Source organism: Kluyvera sp. NPDC087067, assembly GCF_044745165.1.
Classification (GTDB): domain Bacteria; phylum Pseudomonadota; class Gammaproteobacteria; order Enterobacterales; family Enterobacteriaceae; genus Kluyvera.
Genome location: NZ_JBIUZS010000002.1, coordinates 152986 through 171457 on the forward strand (window position 1 = coordinate 152986; position 18472 = coordinate 171457).

Annotated in this window: 18 protein-coding genes; 15 read left to right on the forward strand and 3 right to left on the reverse strand. The window is 56.9% G+C overall.

Annotation, left to right across the window (positions count from 1 at the left end; all coding sequences use genetic code 11):
• Positions 1-19: 19 nt before the first annotated feature.
• Positions 20-487, reverse strand: a complete 468-nt coding sequence (hycA, locus tag ACIPDS_RS06140; RefSeq protein WP_166515812.1) for a formate hydrogenlyase regulator HycA — start codon at positions 485-487, stop codon at positions 20-22.
• Between the two features lie 214 nt (positions 488-701).
• On the opposite strand from hycA, the gene hypA reads away from it, so the two are divergent.
• The 8 genes from hypA to ACIPDS_RS06180 all read left to right on the forward strand — a co-directional run bounded on the left by hypA (position 702) and on the right by ACIPDS_RS06180 (position 9934).
• The gene (hypA, locus tag ACIPDS_RS06145; protein ID WP_400734696.1) at positions 702-1052 is read left to right on the forward strand and encodes a hydrogenase maturation nickel metallochaperone HypA; all 351 of its coding nucleotides are present in this window, start codon (positions 702-704) and stop codon (positions 1050-1052) included.
• A 3-nt stretch (positions 1053-1055) separates the two neighbouring features.
• Positions 1056-1928: a hydrogenase nickel incorporation protein HypB gene (gene hypB, locus ACIPDS_RS06150; protein ID WP_400733786.1), complete on the forward strand. Its 873-nt coding sequence runs from the start codon at positions 1056-1058 to the stop codon at positions 1926-1928.
• On the forward strand, positions 1919-2191 hold the full coding sequence (locus tag ACIPDS_RS06155) for a HypC/HybG/HupF family hydrogenase formation chaperone (RefSeq protein WP_062775379.1): 273 nt from the start codon (positions 1919-1921) through the stop codon (positions 2189-2191). Before hypB ends, ACIPDS_RS06155 begins: the two co-directional genes overlap by 10 nt.
• Positions 2191-3312: a hydrogenase formation protein HypD gene (gene hypD / locus ACIPDS_RS06160; RefSeq protein ID WP_400733789.1), complete on the forward strand. Its 1122-nt coding sequence runs from the start codon at positions 2191-2193 to the stop codon at positions 3310-3312. Before ACIPDS_RS06155 ends, hypD begins: the two co-directional genes overlap by 1 nt.
• A complete protein-coding gene (hypE, locus tag ACIPDS_RS06165) occupies positions 3309-4319 on the forward strand; it encodes a hydrogenase expression/formation protein HypE (protein WP_400733791.1) in 1011 nt (336 codons plus the stop codon). The genes hypD and hypE overlap by 4 nt, the downstream gene beginning before the upstream one ends.
• Positions 4320-4392: 73 nt before the next feature.
• The gene (gene flhA / locus ACIPDS_RS06170) at positions 4393-6474 is read left to right on the forward strand and encodes a formate hydrogenlyase transcriptional activator FlhA (protein ID WP_400733793.1); all 2082 of its coding nucleotides are present in this window, start codon (positions 4393-4395) and stop codon (positions 6472-6474) included.
• A 321-nt stretch (positions 6475-6795) separates the two neighbouring features.
• Positions 6796-9093, forward strand: coding sequence for a formate C-acetyltransferase (locus tag ACIPDS_RS06175; protein WP_400733796.1), 2298 nt, complete (start codon positions 6796-6798; stop codon positions 9091-9093).
• Positions 9059-9934, forward strand: a complete 876-nt coding sequence (locus tag ACIPDS_RS06180) for a [formate-C-acetyltransferase]-activating enzyme (RefSeq protein WP_400733798.1) — start codon at positions 9059-9061, stop codon at positions 9932-9934. The genes ACIPDS_RS06175 and ACIPDS_RS06180 overlap by 35 nt, the downstream gene beginning before the upstream one ends.
• Before the next feature lie 116 nt (positions 9935-10050).
• Here the strand turns inward: ACIPDS_RS06180 and ACIPDS_RS06185 are convergent, their stop codons facing one another.
• On the reverse strand, positions 10051-10818 hold the full coding sequence (locus ACIPDS_RS06185) for a phytanoyl-CoA dioxygenase family protein (protein WP_400733800.1): 768 nt from the start codon (positions 10816-10818) through the stop codon (positions 10051-10053).
• A gap of 160 nt (positions 10819-10978) precedes the next feature.
• Between ACIPDS_RS06185 and ACIPDS_RS06190 the strand changes: the two genes are divergently transcribed.
• Positions 10979-11800 carry a helix-turn-helix transcriptional regulator gene (locus tag ACIPDS_RS06190; RefSeq protein WP_400733802.1) on the forward strand — a complete coding sequence of 274 codons (822 nt, stop codon included), beginning with the start codon at positions 10979-10981 and terminating at the stop codon, positions 11798-11800.
• A gap of 3 nt (positions 11801-11803) precedes the next feature.
• Here the strand turns inward: ACIPDS_RS06190 and ACIPDS_RS06195 are convergent, their stop codons facing one another.
• Entirely contained in the window at positions 11804-12148 is a 345-nt protein-coding gene (locus tag ACIPDS_RS06195) for a nitrous oxide-stimulated promoter family protein (protein ID WP_400733805.1), read from the reverse strand.
• 362 nt (positions 12149-12510) lie between these two features.
• On the opposite strand from ACIPDS_RS06195, the gene hemP reads away from it, so the two are divergent.
• The 6 genes from hemP to ACIPDS_RS06225 all read left to right on the forward strand — a co-directional run bounded on the left by hemP (position 12511) and on the right by ACIPDS_RS06225 (position 18438).
• Positions 12511-12708: a hemin uptake protein HemP gene (gene hemP / locus ACIPDS_RS06200; RefSeq protein WP_166515802.1), complete on the forward strand. Its 198-nt coding sequence runs from the start codon at positions 12511-12513 to the stop codon at positions 12706-12708.
• Positions 12709-12790: 82 nt separating this feature from the next.
• Positions 12791-14776 (forward strand): TonB-dependent hemoglobin/transferrin/lactoferrin family receptor, encoded by a 1986-nt coding sequence (locus ACIPDS_RS06205; protein ID WP_400733809.1) that lies wholly within the window; start codon positions 12791-12793, stop codon positions 14774-14776.
• Positions 14777-14824: 48 nt separating this feature from the next.
• Entirely contained in the window at positions 14825-15853 is a 1029-nt protein-coding gene (locus ACIPDS_RS06210) for a hemin-degrading factor (RefSeq protein WP_400733812.1), read from the forward strand.
• Entirely contained in the window at positions 15850-16671 is an 822-nt protein-coding gene (locus ACIPDS_RS06215; protein WP_400733815.1) for a hemin ABC transporter substrate-binding protein, read from the forward strand. Before ACIPDS_RS06210 ends, ACIPDS_RS06215 begins: the two co-directional genes overlap by 4 nt.
• Positions 16671-17666 carry a FecCD family ABC transporter permease gene (locus tag ACIPDS_RS06220; RefSeq protein WP_400733817.1) on the forward strand — a complete coding sequence of 332 codons (996 nt, stop codon included), beginning with the start codon at positions 16671-16673 and terminating at the stop codon, positions 17664-17666. The genes ACIPDS_RS06215 and ACIPDS_RS06220 overlap by 1 nt, the downstream gene beginning before the upstream one ends.
• A complete protein-coding gene (locus ACIPDS_RS06225; RefSeq protein ID WP_400733820.1) occupies positions 17659-18438 on the forward strand; it encodes a heme ABC transporter ATP-binding protein in 780 nt (259 codons plus the stop codon). The genes ACIPDS_RS06220 and ACIPDS_RS06225 overlap by 8 nt, the downstream gene beginning before the upstream one ends.
• The last annotated feature ends 34 nt before the right edge of the window (positions 18439-18472 follow it).

Below are 18472 nucleotides of genomic sequence, written 5' to 3' on the forward strand. Positions count from 1 at the left end.
CCGTCGACACACCCATTATTCAGGCATTATTTGCCCGTTGAGGAGCGCGAGCCAGCTGGCCGAAATTAACCGGGCTGTCGCTTTCGAGCGCGGCATACAAGGTGTTGTAAACCGGCGAAATTTTTTCCAGGTAGTGTTCCAGCACCTGCTCACGGTCGCGGATATTGACGGTGCCATCGATAAAGCCGCTGTTGCTGAGCTCAGCGCGTGCAATGCACTCTTTATTCAGGCCATCGCGCGTTTCCACGTGGTACTCAACGGTGTGGCTGTTAAAGCCGTCAGACAGGCATACGGACACCACAAAGTGTTCGAACAGCACGAAGCTCAGCTCTTTTTCCGGCGCACAGTTCATACCGTGATGCAGCCGCGCTTTTGACAGCGTTATCCCTTGAACCAGTGAGTTACAGTACACACGCCATTGATCCTGATGGCGGCGGTGACGATCGGCGATGAAGTCGGCCTTCTCGCTAATTTCCCAAATAGTCATGTCGGTTACCCGGTTAATAGAAACAAGCCTTCTAAGCACATTTCATGCCATATTTTTAATTTGCTGATTAATATGAGTTTTATTGAAATGACACGTCGGGCGTGACATGTCATTTCGTCAGAATGACATCGTCATCGACAGTCCTCAGGCACCAGCATCCATCTCTGGCATTGTTATTGCATTACTCCTGCGAGTAATGAAAACCGGAGGCATCATGCACGAAATTACGCTCTGCCAGCGGGCGCTGGAGATTGTCGAACAACAGGCGCAACAAAACGGCGCGACGCGCGTGACCGGCGTCTGGATCAAGGTCGGCGCCTTTTCTTGCGTAGAGACCAGCGCGATGACCTTTTGTTTTGACCTGGTGTGCCGCGGCACGCTGGCTGAAGGCTGTGAACTGCACGTCGAGGAACAAGAAGCGGAGTGCTGGTGTGAATCCTGCCAGCAGTATGTCCAGCTGCTGTCCATCCATGTGCGCCGTTGCCCGCAGTGTCATAGCGATAACCTGCGCATCGTCGCCGACGACGGTTTACAGATTCAGCGAATTGAAATTGATCAGGAGTAAAGTATGTGTAGCACCTGTGGTTGTGCCGAAGGCAACCTCTATATAGAGGGCGATGAACGTAACCCGCATTCCCTGTTCCGCAGCGCCCCTTTCGCACCGGCAGGCCGTCCGGCCCTGTCGATTACCGGCGTCCGAACCCAGGAATTCCAGCCGCAAGCGGCTGACAATGGCGATCTGCATTATGGTCACGGCGAAGCCGGTACCCACGCGCCGGGCATGAGCCAGCGGCGGATGCTGGAAGTGGAAATCGACGTGCTGGATAAAAACAACCAGATTGCCGCCCGTAACCGCGCGCGCTTTGCCGCCCGCGAACAGCTGGTGTTAAATCTGGTCTCCAGCCCCGGCTCCGGTAAAACCACCCTGCTCACCGAAACCCTGATGCGCTTGAAAGAGCGTGTGTCTTGCGCGGTAATTGAAGGAGATCAGCAAACGGTCAACGATGCCGCGCGCATTCGCGCCACCGGCACACCCGCCATTCAGGTGAATACCGGCAAAGGCTGCCATCTTGATGCGCAGATGATTGCTGACGCCGTGCCGCGCCTGCCGCTTCAAAGCAACAGCATTTTGTTTATTGAAAACGTCGGCAACCTCGTTTGCCCGGCAAGCTTTGATCTCGGCGAGCGCCATAAAGTGGCGGTGCTATCGGTCACCGAAGGCGAAGACAAGCCGCTGAAGTATCCGCATATGTTTGCCGCCGCAAGCGTCATGCTGCTCAACAAAATCGACCTGCTGCCGTACCTGAATTTCGATGTGGAACAGTGCATTGCCTGCGCGCGTGAAGTAAACCCGAATATTGAAATCATCCTGCTTTCCGCCACCAGCGGTGAAGGGATGGACCAGTGGCTGAACTGGCTGGAGACACAACGATGTGCATAGGCGTTCCAGGACAAATTTCGGCCATTGACGGCGTACAGGCGAAAGTCGATGTCTGCGGCATTAAGCGCGACGTTGACCTGACGCTGGTTGGCGCGACGGATGAAAACGGTCAGTCGCGTATCGGTCAATGGGTGCTGGTGCATGTCGGTTTTGCCATGAGCATCATTAACGAAGAGGAAGCGCGCGATACACTCGCGGCGCTGGAAAATATGTTTGAAGTCGAGCCGGACGTCGGCGCGCTGCTGTACGGTGAGGAACGGTAATGCGTTTTGTTGATGAGTACCGTGCGCCAGAGCAGGTGATGCAGCTGATTGCACACCTGAAGTCTCGCGCATCGCTATTGGCCTATACCGCCGAACGTCCGCTGCGCATTATGGAAGTGTGCGGCGGCCACACGCATGCGATTTTCAAATTCGGGCTCGACCAGCTGCTGCCGGAAAATATCGAATTTATCCACGGGCCGGGCTGCCCGGTGTGCGTGCTGCCGATGGGACGCATCGACACCTGTATTGAAATCGCCGACCAACCCGAGGTGATTTTTTGCACCTTCGGCGACGCCATGCGCGTTCCTGGAAAAAATGGTTCGCTGATGCAGGCGAAAGCGCGCGGCGCGGATATTCGCATCGTCTATTCCCCGATGGATGCCTTAAAGCTGGCGCAGCAGAATCCGCAGCGTAAAGTGGTGTTCTTTGGTCTCGGCTTTGAAACCACCATGCCGACCACCGCCATTACGTTGCAACAGGCAAAAGCGCAGAATGTCAGTAACTTTTTCTTTTTCTGCCAGCATATTACATTAATTCCCACGCTGCGTAGCCTGCTTGACCAGCCGGACAACAGCATCGACGCCTTCCTGGCGCCGGGGCATGTCAGCATGGTTATCGGTACTCACGCCTACGGTTTTATCGCCAGCGACTATCAGCGTCCGCTGGTGGTGGCAGGTTTTGAGCCGGTCGATTTGCTACAGGGCGTGAATATGCTGGTGGAGCAGAAGATTGCCGGTGATTCCAGCGTCGAAAACCAGTACCGTCGCGTGGTGCCAGACGACGGTAACCGGCTTGCGCAAAAAGCGATTGCCGAGGTCTTTGAAGTCAAAGGCGAAAGCGAATGGCGTGGTCTGGGGCTGATTAACGACTCGGGCGTGCAATTGACGCCCGCTTATCACTCTTTTGATGCCGAAGCGCACTTCAAACCGCAGCCGCAGCGCGTCTGCGACGACCCGCGCGCCCGCTGTGGCGACGTGCTCACCGGGCGCTGTAAACCGCATCAGTGTCCGCTGTTTGGCGCTACCTGCAACCCGCAGAGCGCATTCGGCGCGCTGATGGTCTCCACCGAAGGGGCCTGCGCCGCCTGGTATCAATATCGCAGTCAGGAGGCAGAAGTATGAAAAGCATTCAATTAGCCCACGGTAGCGGCGGCCTGGCGATGCAGCAGTTAATCGACAGTCTGTTTATGAAAGCTTTCGCCAACCCGTGGCTGGCAGAGCAGGAAGATCAGGCGCGAATTTCGCTGGACTCACTCACCGCGCACGGCGACCGTCTCGCCTTCTCCACCGACAGCTACGTGATTGACCCGCTATTTTTCCCCGGCGGCAATATCGGTAAGCTCGCCGTTTGCGGCACCGCCAACGACGTAGCGGTCAGCGGCGCTATCCCTCGCTATCTCTCCTGCGGGTTTATTATTGAAGAAGGGCTGGAGATGGAGACGCTGGAAGCGGTGGTTAACAGCATGGCGGCGACGGCAAAAGCCGCCGATATTGCTATCGTCACCGGCGACACCAAGGTGGTCGGACGAGGGGCTGCGGATAAGCTGTTTATCAACACCGCCGGTATGGGCGCGATTCCGGCGGATATTCACTGGGGTGCGGCGACGCTAGCACCGGGTGATGTGCTTATCGTCAGCGGCACGTTGGGCGACCACGGGGCCACCATTCTCAACCTGCGCGAACAGCTGGGGCTGGATGGGGAATTACAAAGCGACTGCGCGGTATTAACGCCGTTGATTCAGCGTCTACGCAGCCTCACCGGCGTGAAAGCCCTGCGCGATGCCACTCGCGGCGGGGTGAATGCCGTGGCCCACGAGTTTGCCGCCGCCTGCGGATACGGCGTGGAGCTAAGCGAGCAAAACCTGCCGCTCAAAGACGCGGTGCGCGGCGTTTGCGAATTATTGGGGCTTGACGCGCTTAACTTTGCCAATGAAGGTAAACTGGTGATTGGCGTTAATCGCGAAGCGGCCGATGAGGTGCTGGCAGCACTGCGCGCCCATCCGTTAGGACGCGATGCGTCTATCATTGGTGAAATGACGGAGCGCCGTGGGGTACGCGTTGCCGGATTGTACGGCGTAAAACGTACATTAGATCTCCCTCACGCGGAGCCGCTGCCGCGAATTTGTTAACAGACCGCGTAAGGTCTGAAATTTATTATTATTATTTATCGCACCGAATAAGGTGCATTTATGGGCACGTGACATGTCGTATACACCGATGGGCGATCTCGCACAGCAAGGGCTGTTTGATATTACCCGGACGCTTCTCCAACAACCCGATCTTGCTGCGCTCAGCGAAACGCTGGCGCAGCTGGCAAAACACTCTGCGCTGGCCGATAGCGCGGCGATAATCCTGTTGCAGCCGGGCAACCTGCGGGCGGGTTACCACGCCACGCGCGAGGCCGGACAACCGCTGGCCTATGAGGACGACAACCTGTTGGCCAACGGCCCGGTGAGACGTTTGTTATCGCGTCCTGATGCGCTACATTGCAGCTACAGCGAGTTTAGCGAAGCGTGGCCAGAACTTGCCAAAAGTGAGCTGTACCCACCCTTTGGTCACTATTGCCTGCTGCCGCTGGCCGCCGAAGGACGCATTTTCGGCGGCTGCGAGTTTATTCGTCAGAATGACCAGCCGTGGACGGAAAAAGAGTATCAGCGCCTGCATACTTTCACCCAGATTGTCGCGGTCGTCACCGAGCAAATTCAAAGCCGGGTCACCAATAACGTCGACTACGATCTGTTGTGCCGCGAGCGCGATAATTTCCGCATTCTGGTGGCTATCACCAACGCCGTGCTGTCGCGTCTGGATATGGATGAGCTGGTCAGTTCGGTGGCTAAAGAGATCCACTATTATTTCGATATTGATGCCATTAGCGTGGTGCTGCACAGCAATCGCAAAGGCAAACTCAATATCTACTCAACGCACTATATTGACGTCAACGATCCGGTACACGATCAAAGTGAGGTCAATGAGGCCGGCACGCTGAGCGAGCGGGTATTTAAGAGCAAAGAGACGTTGCTGCTTAATCTTAATAAGCAGGACAATCTGGCCCCCTACGAGCGTCAGCTGTTTGAGATGTGGGACGATAAAATCCAGACTCTGTGCCTGTTGCCGCTGATGTCGGGCGACAAAATGCTTGGTGTGCTGAAGCTTGCCCAGTGTGATGAAAAAGTCTTCTGCGCGGCAAACCTCAAGCTGCTTAAACAGATTGCCGAGCGCGTGGCTATCGCCGTCGATAACGCCCTCGCCTATCAGGAAATTCACCGTCTGAAAGAACGTCTGGTGGATGAAAACCTGGCGTTGACCGAGCAGTTGAACAACGTAGACGGTGAGTTTGGCGAAATCATCGGTCGCAGCGAAGCGATGTTCAACGTGCTTAAGCAAGTTGAGATGGTGGCGCCAAGCGACAGTACCGTGCTCATCCTCGGCGAAACCGGCACCGGTAAAGAGCTGATTGCCCGCGCGATTCATAATCTGAGCGGGCGTAATAGCCGTCGGATGGTGAAGATGAACTGTGCCGCGATGCCAGCCGGTTTGCTGGAAAGCGATCTGTTCGGCCACGAGCGCGGGGCATTTACCGGCGCCAGCACGCAGCGCATTGGTCGCTTTGAACTGGCTGATAAAAGCTCCATGTTCCTCGATGAAGTGGGCGATATGCCGCTGGAGCTACAGCCGAAGCTGCTGCGCGTGTTGCAGGAACAGGAGTTCGAACGTCTGGGCAGCAATAAGCTGATCCAGACCGATGTGCGCCTGATCGCCGCGACGAACCGCGATCTCAAACAAATGGTGCTGGATCGCGAATTCCGTAGCGATCTTTATTATCGCCTGAACGTATTCCCGATCCACCTGCCGCCGCTGCGCGAGCGCCCGGAAGATATTCCGCTGCTGGTGAAAGCTTTCACCTTTAAGATCGCTCGCCGCCTGGGGCGCAATATCGACAGTATTCCCGCCGAAACGCTGCGCACCCTGTGCCAGATGGAGTGGCCGGGTAACGTGCGCGAGCTGGAGAACGTGATTGAGCGCGCGGTACTCCTGACCCGCGGCAGCGTGCTGCAGCTTTCAATGCCGGAGCTCACCTTTGCCAGCGAGAAGTCAGATCCCGCCCCGGCGACCGCTGAGGCCAAAGAGGGCGAAGACGAATACCAACTGATCGTCCGCGTGCTGAAAGAAACCAACGGCGTGGTGGCGGGAGCCAAAGGCGCGGCCCAGCGTCTGGGGCTCAAACGCACGACGCTGCTGTCGAGAATGAAGCGGTTGGGGATTGATAAGGACACGGTGCTGTAGTTTACCCGTGAGCACTCCCGGCGGCGCTGCGCTTGGCCGGGCTACATAAAAAACGTAGCCGGTAAAACACAGCACCGCCGAAATTATCCCCAGTAGAGTAGCCCGGCCAAACGCAGCGCCGCCGAAATCATCCCCACAAGCGTAGCCCGGCCAAGCGCAGCGCCGCCGGGAATATCACCCAGACAAAACTTAGACCCCATTTTTCATTTTTGATCACAATAATCCAGTAAATCACCCCATTCTCTACTGTCTCCCGCCCGCGCATTTGCCTAACGTAGATCCCATAACAAACGTCAGGTTAATCCATAGGGAGCCCGCACAATGACGACTCGAATCCAGCGCCTGAAAGACGCCCTCTTTGCCAATCCGCGTGAAATCTCGCTTGAGCGCGCCGTGCTCTATACCGAAAGCCATCGCCAGACCGAAGGCGAGCCGGTGATTATTCGCCGCGCCAAAGCGACTGCCCATATTCTCGATAACGTCGCCATCAGCATTCGCGACGACGAACTGATTGCCGGGAACCGCACCATCAAGCCGCGCGCCGGAATTATGTCTCCCGAGATGGACCCATACTGGCTGCTAAAAGAGCTGGACCAGTTTGCGAGCCGTCCGCAGGATCGCTTTAACATCAGCGATGACGATCGCCGACTGTACCGCGAGGAGCTGTTCCCCTACTGGGAAAAGCGCTCGATGAAGGATTTCATCAACGCGCAGATGACCGACGAGGTGAAAGCCGCCGTCAGCACGCAGATTTTTAGCGTCAACCAGACCGATAAAGGCCAGGGCCACATCATCATCGACTACCCTCGCCTGCTGGGTAACGGCCTGGATGCGCTGATTATCGAGATGCGCGATCACCTGCGCCAGCAGCCGGAAAACGTGTTTTATCAGGCGGTGCTGATTTTACTCGAAGCCTCCCAGCGCCATATTCTGCGCTACGCAGCACTTGCCGATGAGATGGCGGCCGTTTGCGATAACCCGCAGCGCCGTCAGGAGCTGGAAACTATCGCCCAAATATCCCGCCACAACGCCGGACAAAAACCGCAGAATTTCGGCCAGGCCTGCCAGCTTTTCTGGTACATGAACATCATTTTGCAATACGAATCCAACGCCAGTTCCATCTCGCTTGGCCGCTTTGACCAGTACATGCTGCCGTTCTGGCAGGCGTCGCTGAACCACGGGGAAGACCCGGCGTTTATGCAGGAGCTGCTGGAATCGCTGTGGGTGAAGTGCAACGATATCGTACTGCTGCGTTCCACCAGCAGTGCGCGCTATTTTGCCGGTTTCCCGACGGGTTATACCGCCCTGCTCGGCGGCCTGACCGAAAACGGGCGCAGCGCGGTCAACGTCCTCTCCTTCGCCTGCCTTGATGCCTATCAGAACGTGCGCCTGCCGCAGCCGAATCTCGGCGTTCGCGTTAACGAACTGATTGACCGCCCGTTCCTGCGTAAAACCGCCGAAACCGTGCGCCTCGGCACCGGCATTCCGCAGATTTTCAACGATGAGGTGGTGGTTCCGGCGTTCCTCAACCGCGGCGTGTCGCTGGAAGATGCCCGCGACTACGCGGTGGTGGGCTGCGTGGAGCTGTCGATTCCCGGTCGCACCTATGGGCTGCACGACATCGCGATGTTTAACCTGCTGAAGGTGATGGAAATCGTGATGCTGGAGCACGAAGGTGATAGCCAAATCACCTATGATGGCCTGCTGGCGAGCATTCGCGACAAAATTCGTCACTACATTAAGCTGATGGTCGAAGGCAGCAATATCTGCGATATCGGCCACCGCGACTGGGCACCGGTGCCGCTGCTCTCCTCTTTTGTTGAAGACTGTATCGCTAACGGCAAAGACATTACCGAAGGCGGCGCGCGCTATAACTTCTCCGGTGTGCAGGGAATTGGTATCGCTAACCTCAGCGATTCACTCCACGCCCTGAAAGGCATGGTGTTTGACCAACAGCGCATGAGCTTTGACGAACTGCTGGCGGTGCTGAAAGCCAACTTCGCCACGCCAGATGGCGAAAAGGTTCGTGCCCGTTTGATTAACCGCTTTGAGAAGTACGGCAATGATATTGACGATGTCGACAATATCAGCGCCGATCTGCTGCGTTTTTACTGCAAAGAGGTGGAGAACTACCGCAACCCTCGCGGCGGCCAGTTTACGCCGGGGTCATATACCGTCTCCGCCCACGTACCGCTGGGCTCAGTCGTCGGCGCGACGCCGGACGGGCGATTTGCCGGGGAACAGCTGGCAGATGGCGGCCTGTCACCGATGGTCGGTCAGGATGGTCAGGGGCCGACGGCGGTCTTAAAGTCGGTCAGTAAGCTCGATAACTATTTGCTTTCCAACGGCACGCTGCTGAACGTCAAGTTCACCCCGGCAACGCTTGAAGGAGAAAGCGGACTCAATAAACTGGCGGACTTCCTGCACGCCTTTACCAAGCTGAAATTGCAGCATATTCAGTTCAACGTGGTAAACGCCGAGACCCTGCGCGAAGCGCAGCAACGTCCCCAGGATTTCGCCGGGCTGGTGGTACGCGTCGCGGGCTACAGCGCCTTCTTTGTCGAGCTGTCGAAGGAGATTCAGGATGACATTATCCGCCGCACCGCGCATCAGCTGTGAGGTGATTGAGACGCGCGCCGACACGGCGCGCATTTTCAATATCCAGCGCTATTCGTTAAACGATGGTCACGGTATCCGCACAGTGGTCTTTTTCAAAGGCTGCCCACACTCCTGCCCGTGGTGCGCCAACCCGGAATCCCTGTCGCCGAAAATTGAGACCGTGCGCCGGGAGAGTAAATGCTTACATTGCGCCACCTGCCAACAAGATGCGGTCGAATGCCCGTCAGGGGCGTGGGAACAAATCGGTCGCGATGTCACGCTGGATGAGCTGGAGCGGGAAGTACTGAAAGATGAGGTGTTTTTTCGCGCATCCGGCGGCGGCGTGACGCTTTCCGGCGGTGAAGTGCTGATGCAGGCCGAGTTTGCGACCCGCTTTTTACAGCGCCTGAAGCAGTGGGGGATCCGCACCGCCATCGAAACCGCCGGCGACACCTCCCCTCGCCGCCTGCTGCCGCTGGCACAGGCCTGCGACGAGGTGCTGTTTGATTTAAAAATCATGGAGACAGAAAAAGCGCGGCAGGTGCTGAGTATGAATCAGCCGCGGGTGCTGGAGAATTTTCGTCTGCTGGTCGCGGAAGGGATTAAGGTCATTCCGCGGCTGCCGCTGATCCCCGGTTACACCCTCAGCACCGAGAACGTCGCGCAGATTCTGGCGTTTCTGGCACCGCTAGCGGTTGAGGAAGTGCATCTGCTGCCGTTCCATCAGTACGGCGAGCCGAAGTATTCTCTGCTGGAGCGCGAGTGGGCAATGGCGGGGATAAAAGCGCCGGAGCCCGAGGAGATTGCGCCGATTCAGGCGATGGTGGAGCGGGCGGGGTATCGGGTAGTAATAGGAGGCTAGACCTGCATAAAACCGGTAGGCCGGATAAGGCGTTTACGCCGCCATCCGGCACGGCGCAACAAATTGCCCGATGGCGCTACGCTTATCGGGCCTACAAAAAACGCTAATGCATGGCGTTATTCCACATCCAGCAACCACTTCTGCGCAGGCGTTAAACGGCTCGCCGTTTCTGGCGTCAGCCAGCGGCGCTGGTCTTGCTGGGCGGTATCTGCCCGGTCGATATACAACCCGTGCAGCACGCGGCGGCGCGAGCCTTCGCGGTTGGTAGTGCCGCCGTGCCAGGCGTGGGCGTTATAGATCATCACGCTGCCCGCCGGGGCTTCAAAAATCACCTCATCCGGGTGCGGCAGACCCACATCGTCTAACACATCTTCCGGCAGTTCCGGGCGCAAATGGGTGGCGGGGATGATCCGTGGCGCACCGTTGGCGGCGTACAGATCGTCAATCGCCCAGATGGTGTTGACCAGGTGAACCTTGGGAAAGTCCGGGCGTGGCTTTTTCCAGTCGGCATGCAGCGGCTGGTGGCCGCCGTTGTACAGCGCTTCACGGGCGTTAAGGCTGGAGATTTTGAACTCACCGTCGAAGATATAGCGACACGCTGATAGCACCAGCGGATGCGCCCACACCTTTTCCCACACCACGCCTTTATTCACCAGATTGGCGACCCGCGTCGCCGTCTCCTCCTGATGGTGTTCAACCGCCAGATTCTCCCCTTCTTTCTCGACCAGATAATCAATTCGTTCACGTATTGCCGTCAGCCAGTCGGCATCGGCAATGCCGTGGACAATGGTGTAGCCCTGAGTGTCGAGTTCATGTTTCATGGTGGCTGACAGTTCGCCGTTGGCGCCCAATGCTTCCAGCCAGAATGCCGCTTGCTTGTCCATATCGCCTCTCTTTTGTTAACTATTTCACAACATGTATGAAAAGTTACTGCACAGCGGAGTGGCTTTCTGTATGAGATAGCTACACAACACTGGATTTTTGTGTGCAGCAAAATAAAGTGTGATGAGATTCATAATCCAGAATAATAACCAGGACATGAGCATGTCAGAGCACTCCCTGGTTGCCGTGTTAGAGCAGTTATTGGCTCAGCAAGGTGACCTTGTCGTTCGTTTTCCACAAACCGCCCAGCCCGCATCCGAGCTGGCGATGAGCGTACCGTTTCCACGGCTTGAGATTGTGCTGGAGGGCGAACTGGCGGATGGTTGTCTGAGCGCACCGCTTACCCCACTCCAGGCGTTGTATATCCCCAGCGGCCGCTGGAACGCCCCGCACTGGCAGGGGCCAGCGAGCACATTAAGCATTCTGTTCAGCAAACAAAAACTGGGCTTTAGCCTGCAACGCTTTGATGGCGAAAAATTTGTTGAGATCCGCAAGCAGCACGTCGCGCGCCTGGGGCCACGGGTCGGGTCGTATCTGCTGCTGGCGATGAACGAGCTGGCGATCCGCCCGGTAATGCCCACGGCGCAGATAGTGCTGAGTGGTTTACTGAGCCACTGCATTGACCAGCTCACGCATCTCGCAGATACGGTCAGCAAGAGTAAAGAGCTGTTTATGGCGATTCGGGAATATATTGATGAGCATGCGGCCGAAGCGTTAAGCCGGGAGACGGTGGCGAAGAAATTCCACATCACGCCAAACTACCTGTCCCATCTGTTTCAGAAGTCCAGCACCGTGGGTTTTAACGAGTATCTGACCGCCGTGCGTCTGGAGCTGGCGAAGAAATTACTGCGCGGCTATGAGATGAAAATCAAAGAAATTGCCCACCACTGCGGCTTTGAGGACAGCAACTATTTCTGCCGAATTTTTCGCAAGCATACGGCCCGGTCGCCCTCGGAATATCGACGCCACTGCCGCACCGTGTAAGCGCTATTTTTTCGGCCGATATTTTTCCGGTAATTCTGGAACGGGGCGGCGGTCATCTATCAGGTGGCGCAGGGTGAGGATCGGGTGGCGCCAGAGCATTCGTGGCCCCGCCCAGCGCATGATCTGCTTCATCTCTTCACGCTTAGCGGGTTGATAGCAATGTACCGGGCACTGCTTGCAGGCGGGCTTGTCTTCACCAAACACACATTTATCCAGCCGTTTATCGGCGTAGTCGTTAAGCGCCTGATAGTGTGCGGCATCCGCCAGCGCATCCGGGCAGCGGTGCTGATAGAGTTTCACCATGCTGCGGATTGTCCGTTTTTCACGGTCGATGCGTTTGCCTGCCATTGCCTGTTCCTCACCAATAAAGATGCATTAATAATACACATTTAAAGCGCGAAATGCAGGCGCATTATCCCACGACTTGCCGACACAATTGTTAACTTCATGTAACGCACTGTGCAAAATTTCGCTGCCGGGGAGCATCCCGTGATGCTCGATCGGTCGATAATCGCAGCATCGTCGCTCTCTAAGCGAAATTTACTGCCTCAGTTAAAAGAACAAATCAGAACAAAACCGCGAGTTTTAAAGCAAAATTTTGCTTGTTCATCGCTAATTTCGCCTTAGACACAGATTTACGAAAAAGTTCTTGATGCGAATGCTTATCCTAACGATAATCATTCTCGATAGTTACATTTCATCATCATTTTATGGCGAGTGACGACAATATGCACGAATCCCCGGCAGCAATAAAAAAAGAAAATGCGCCGCTTTCCCCTTCTCGATCCAAGCCGATGATAAAGAGTAAGGCGCTGCTTGGTGAGGAAGGATGGGTGCTAATTGAACATAACGATCAGCACTATCTGCTTCGTCAGACGCAGTCCGGCAAGCTCATTTTGACTAAATAAAGACTCAAACGTTTTCAATTCCGCCAGCCACCCAGGTTATCCCAGGCAGCAAGCGCTTTTCAATTTCTCATGGAGAGTTGTTATGTTACGCCTGCAATACGCCCCGCTGCGCCCTTCACTGTTAGCGCTGACCATCAGTAGTTTCCTCCCGGCTTGCGCTTTTGCTCAAACAGAGACCCTTACCGTCACCGCGACGGGCAACGCGCGTAGTACCTTTGAAGCGCCGATGATGGTGAGCGTTATCGATACCTCTGCGCCTGAAAACCAGACCGCCAGTTCGGCGGCGGATCTGCTGCGTAGCGTGCCGGGCATTATGCTCAGCGGTACGGGCCGCACCAACGGTCAGGACATCAACATGCGCGGTTACGATCGTCGCGGGGTTCTGGTGTTGGTCGACGGCGTACGCCAGGGAACCGATACCGGTCACCTCAACAGCACCTTCCTCGATCCGGCGCTGATTAAGCGTATTGAAGTGGTGCGCGGGCCATCGGCACAGCTCTACGGCAGCGGCGCGCTGGGCGGGGTGATTTCTTACGACACGGTGGATGCGAAAGATCTGTTGATGGAAGGCCAGAGCAGCGGTTTCCGCGTGTTTGGCATGGGGGCTACCGGCGATCATAGCCTGGGCATGGGCGCCAGCGCCTTTGGTCGTACTGATAACCTCGACGGTTTAGTCGCCTGGTCCAGCCGCGATCGTGGCGATCTTAAACAAAGTGACGGTTCTACCGCGCCTAACGATGAAGCCATCAACAATATGCTGGCGAAAGGTACGTGGCAGATGGACGAGGCGCAATCGCTCTCCGGCTCCTTCCGCTACTACAACAATAAAGCGCAAGAACCGAAAAATCCGCAGGAAATTGAAGCCTCCACCACCAGCAACCCAATGGTTGACCGCTCAACCATTCAGCGCGATGCACAGCTGGCGTACAAAATCGCTCCACAGGGTAACGACTGGCTGAATGCCGATGCCAAAGTCTACTGGTCGGAAGCCCGAATCAACGCGCAAAATCTCGATAACACCAATGAGTACCGCGAGCAGACCACCAAAGGCGGGAAAGTTGAAAACCGTACCCGCTTGTTCAGCGATTCGTTTGCCTCAAACCTGCTGACCTACGGCGGCGAGTACTATCGCCAGGAGCAGAGCCCAAGCGGTGCGGCTACCGGCTTCCCGGATGCCAAAATCGATTTCAGCTCCGGCTGGTTACAAGATGAAATCACCTTACGCGACCTGCCCATCACTTTACTCGGCGGTACCCGCTACGATAACTATCGCGGCAGCAGCGACGGCTATGCGGATGTGGATACCGATAAATGGTCATCTCGCGGCGGCATGACCATCAGCCCAACCGATTGGTTGATGCTGTTTGGTTCATACGCACAGGCCTTCCGCGCGCCAACCATGGGTGAGATGTATAACGATGAGAAGCACTTCTCCATCGGCAGCTTCTACACTAACTATTGGGTGCCTAACCCGAATCTGCGCCCGGAAACCAACGAAACTCAGGAATACGGTTTCGGCCTGCGCTTTGACAACCTGATGCTGTCCAACGACGCGCTGGAATTCAAAGCCAGCTACTTTGATACCAAAGCGAAAGACTATATCTCGACCACCGTCGATTTCGCCGCCCGAACCACCATGTCTTATAACGTCCCTGACGCCAAAATCTGGGGCTGGGACGTGATGACCAAATACACCGCCGACCTGTTCAGCCTCGACGTGGCCTATAACCGTACGCGCGGCAAAGATACAGAGACAGGGGAATACATCTCCAGTATTAACCCGGACACCGTTACCAGCAAACTGGATATTCCGGTCGCGCATAGCGGTTTCTCAGTGGGCTGGATTGGCACCTTTGCCGACCGTTCAACGCACGTCAGCAGCACTTATAGCAAGCAGCCGGGCTACGCGGTGAACGACTTCTACGTCAGCTATCAGGGACAGCAGGCGCTCAAAGGCATGACCACTACGCTGGTGCTGGGCAACGCATTCGATAAAGAGTACTGGTCACCGCAGGGCATTCCGCAGGACGGCCGCAGCGGCAAACTGTTCGTAAGCTATCAATGGTAATCACTCGGCCCGGTAATTTGCCGGGCCATTATCTGGAAGGAAGAGACAATGAACCACTACACGCGCTGGCTTGAGCTAAAAGAACAAAACCCAGGCAAATACGCCCGCGACATCGCAGGTTTAATGAATATCAGCGAAGCCGAACTGACGTTTGCTCGCGTCGGCCACGATGCGAAGCGTTTGCAGGGCGAAGTTCGCGAGATTCTGGGTGCGCTGGAGGCCGTGGGCGAAACCAAATGCATCTGCCGTAACGAGTATGCGGTGCACGAGCAGGTGGGTGCGTTCACCAATCAGCACCTGAGCGGCCATGCTGGGCTGGTGCTAAATCCGCGCGCGCTCGACCTGCGCCTGTTCTTACATCAGTGGGCGAGCGCATTCCATGTGAAAGAAACCACCGCACGCGGCGAACGCCAGAGCATGCAATTCTTTGACCATCAGGGTGATGCGGTGCTGAAGGTCTATGCTACCGACAACACTGATAACGCTGCCTGGGACGAGGTTTTACAGCGTTTTATGAGCGCCGAAAATGCACCGCTGGTATTGAAAGCCAAAGAGGCCGTGAGTACAGCGACGACCGCCGATGCGCAGACGGTTGATCAAGAATGGCGCGCCATGACCGACGTTCACCAGTTCTTCATGTTGATGAAACGCCATAATCTGACCCGCCAGCAGACCTTTGAACTGGTCGGCGACGATCTCGCCTGTAAAGTGCCAAACAGCGCACTGGCGCAGGTTCTTGACGCCGCGCATCAGGAGGCTAACGAGATCATGGTGTTCGTCGGCAACACCGGCTGCGTGCAGATCTTCACCGGTAAAATTGAAAAAGTGGTGCCGATGAAAGGCTGGCTGAACATCTTCAACCCGACCTTTACCCTTCATTTGATGGAAGAGCACATTGCCGAAAGCTGGGTCACGCGTAAGCCAACCGTCGACGGTCATGTGACAAGCCTTGAGCTGTTTGCTAAAGACGGGACGCAGATTGCCCAGCTGTTTGGCCAACGCACGGAAGGACAACCGGAGCAGGCGCAGTGGCGGGCGCAGGTTGACGCACTGACCGCAGAAGGACAGCCTGCATGAGACGCCTGCTTGCCCTGATTGCCGCGCTGCCATTATTGGCTTTTGCGGCCCCCCAAGAGAGAGTCGTGACGCTGGGAGGCGACGTCACTGAGATTGTCTACGCCCTTGGGGCACAGTCGGCGCTCGTCGCACGCGACAGCACCAGCCAGTGGCCAGCGGAAGCCACCTCTCTGCCTGACGTCGGTTATCTGCGTCAGCTCAATACCGAAGGCATTCTCTCGCTGCGCCCGACGCTGGTGCTCGCAAGCAGCCAGGCACAGCCGTCACTGGTCTTGCAGAAAGTGCAGGAGAGCAAAGTGAAGGTGGTCAGCGTGCCCGGGGGATATAACGCAGAGGCAATGGACAGCAAAGTGAGCGTGATTGCTAAGGCGTTAGGTAAACAGGCGCAGGGCGAAACTCTGCGCCAGACGCTGGACGCTGAAATGGCAAAAATCCCGACGCAGCCGCTGAATAAACGCGTGCTGTTTATTCTCAGCCACGGGGGTTCCGGTGCCATGGTTGCTGGTCAACAAACGGCGGCGGACAGCGCTATCAAGCTTGCCGGATTACAGAACGCCATGCAGGGATTTGACCATTACCGCACCATATCGCAGGAAGGCGTCATCGCCAGCCTGCCAGATCTGGTGGTTATCTCCGCTGAAGGTTTGAAAGGCATGGGCGGTGAAGCATCGCTGTGGAAGCTGCCGGGTCTGGCACAGACACCGGCGGGCCGTAATAAGCAGGTGCTGGTGGTGGATGATATGGCGCTGCTCGGCTTTGGCCCACGCACGCCGCAGGCGCTACAGCAGCTGCGGCAAAAAGCGGAGCAACTGCCCTGATGTTTGTCTGCGCCTCTCGGCAACTGTGGCTGATGGTGATTTTGCTGGTCGGCCTGACGCTATTCGCCACCACGCTGGGTGCCATGCGGCTGCCGCTTGCCAATCTTTGGAGCTCCGGCGATGAAGTGTTGCGCCATATCTGGCTCACCATTCGTCTACCGCGAGTCCTGCTGGCACTGCTGGTGGGGAGCGCGCTGGCGCTCTCCGGCTGCGTGATGCAGGGGCTGTTTCGCAATCCGCTGGCCGACCCGGGCCTGCTGGGGATCAGCAGCGGCGCGGCGCTGGCGGTGGCCTTTTGGCTGGTGCTGCCGCTGTCGGTTCCGGCGCTGGTGGCGCTGTATGCGCCCATGCTGGCTGCGTTTATCGGCAGCCTGGCGGTGATGGCGGTGATTTTCGTCCTCAGCAAAGCGGGAGACGGTTCGCTCTCCCGCCTGCTGTTAGTCGGCATTGCGATTAACGCCCTGTGCGGCGCGCTGGTTGGCATGCTGTCGTGGGTCAGTAATGACGCGCAACTGCGTCAGCTTTCGCTGTGGGGTATGGGCAGCCTAGGGCAGGCAGAGTGGTCAACGCTGCTGGTTGCCGCGACGTTGATTATCCCATCATCCCTCGTGGTGTGGTGGCTGGCAGCCCGCCTTAACTTGCTGCAATTAGGCGATGAAGAGGCGCATTATCTTGGCGTCAATGTCCGTCTGCTTCAGCGCATTCTGCTGCTGTGTAGCGCGGTGCTGGTGGCGGCAGCGGTTGCCATTAGCGGCGTGATTGGGTTTATCGGGCTGGTGGTGCCGCATCTGATGCGGATGTGGTTGGGGCCCGATCACCGTGGGCTGGTTCCCGGCTCGCTTCTGGCGGGCGCCATTTTGCTGCTCATTGCCGATACCCTCGCCCGCACCGTGGCCGCGCCCGCTGAAATGCCGGTAGGACTGCTCACCAGCGTGCTCGGCGCGCCGTGGTTCCTGTGGCTTATTTTCCGTCAGCAGAGGTCAACGCATGGATAACCTTTACTCCGCCCGTTCTTTGTCGCTACGACTCGGGAAGCGACAGGTTATTGACGACGTTTCCGTGCAGTTGCGCCGTGGCGAAGTGACCGCGCTGATTGGCCCGAACGGCGCAGGAAAATCGACACTGTTGCGCCTGTTGACCGGCTTTTTATCCCCGGATGGCGGCGAGCAGTATATGGAGGGTCGCGCACTCGGCGAATGGTCGGCAAACGCCCTGTCACGTCGCCGGGCGGTAATGCTGCAACGCACACAGCTTAACGCTAACTGGCCGGTCGAAACGGTGATTGCCATGGGACGCGCGCCGTGGGGTACAGCGGTGGACTCGGCGCTAATTCAGCGCGTGATGGCTGAGACAGGCTGCACTCATCTGGCGGGTCGCCTCTACCCTGCTCTCTCCGGCGGCGAGCAGCAACGCGTGCAGCTCGCACGCAGTCTGGCGCAGTTATGGTGTGATGACGGCCCGCAGGGCTGGCTGTTTCTGGATGAACCGACGTCGGCGCTGGATTTATTTTATCAGCAGCATTTACTACGGCTGTTAAAAAAGCTTACCCGCCCCGGAAGATTGCACGTGTGCATCGTGCTGCACGATCTTAATCTTGCCGCATTGTGGGCGGATACGATTTTGCTCCTGCATCAAGGCAGACTGGTCGCCGAAGGTACGCCATGTGAGGTAATCCAACAGTCCGTTATTCAGCGCTGGTACGGCGCGGATATCAGTTTAAGCCAACACCCGCAGGCGGCGGTGCCGCAGGTTTATCTGGCCCCTTAACTCACTGGGCGGCACGCTGCGCCCAGCGATGTTC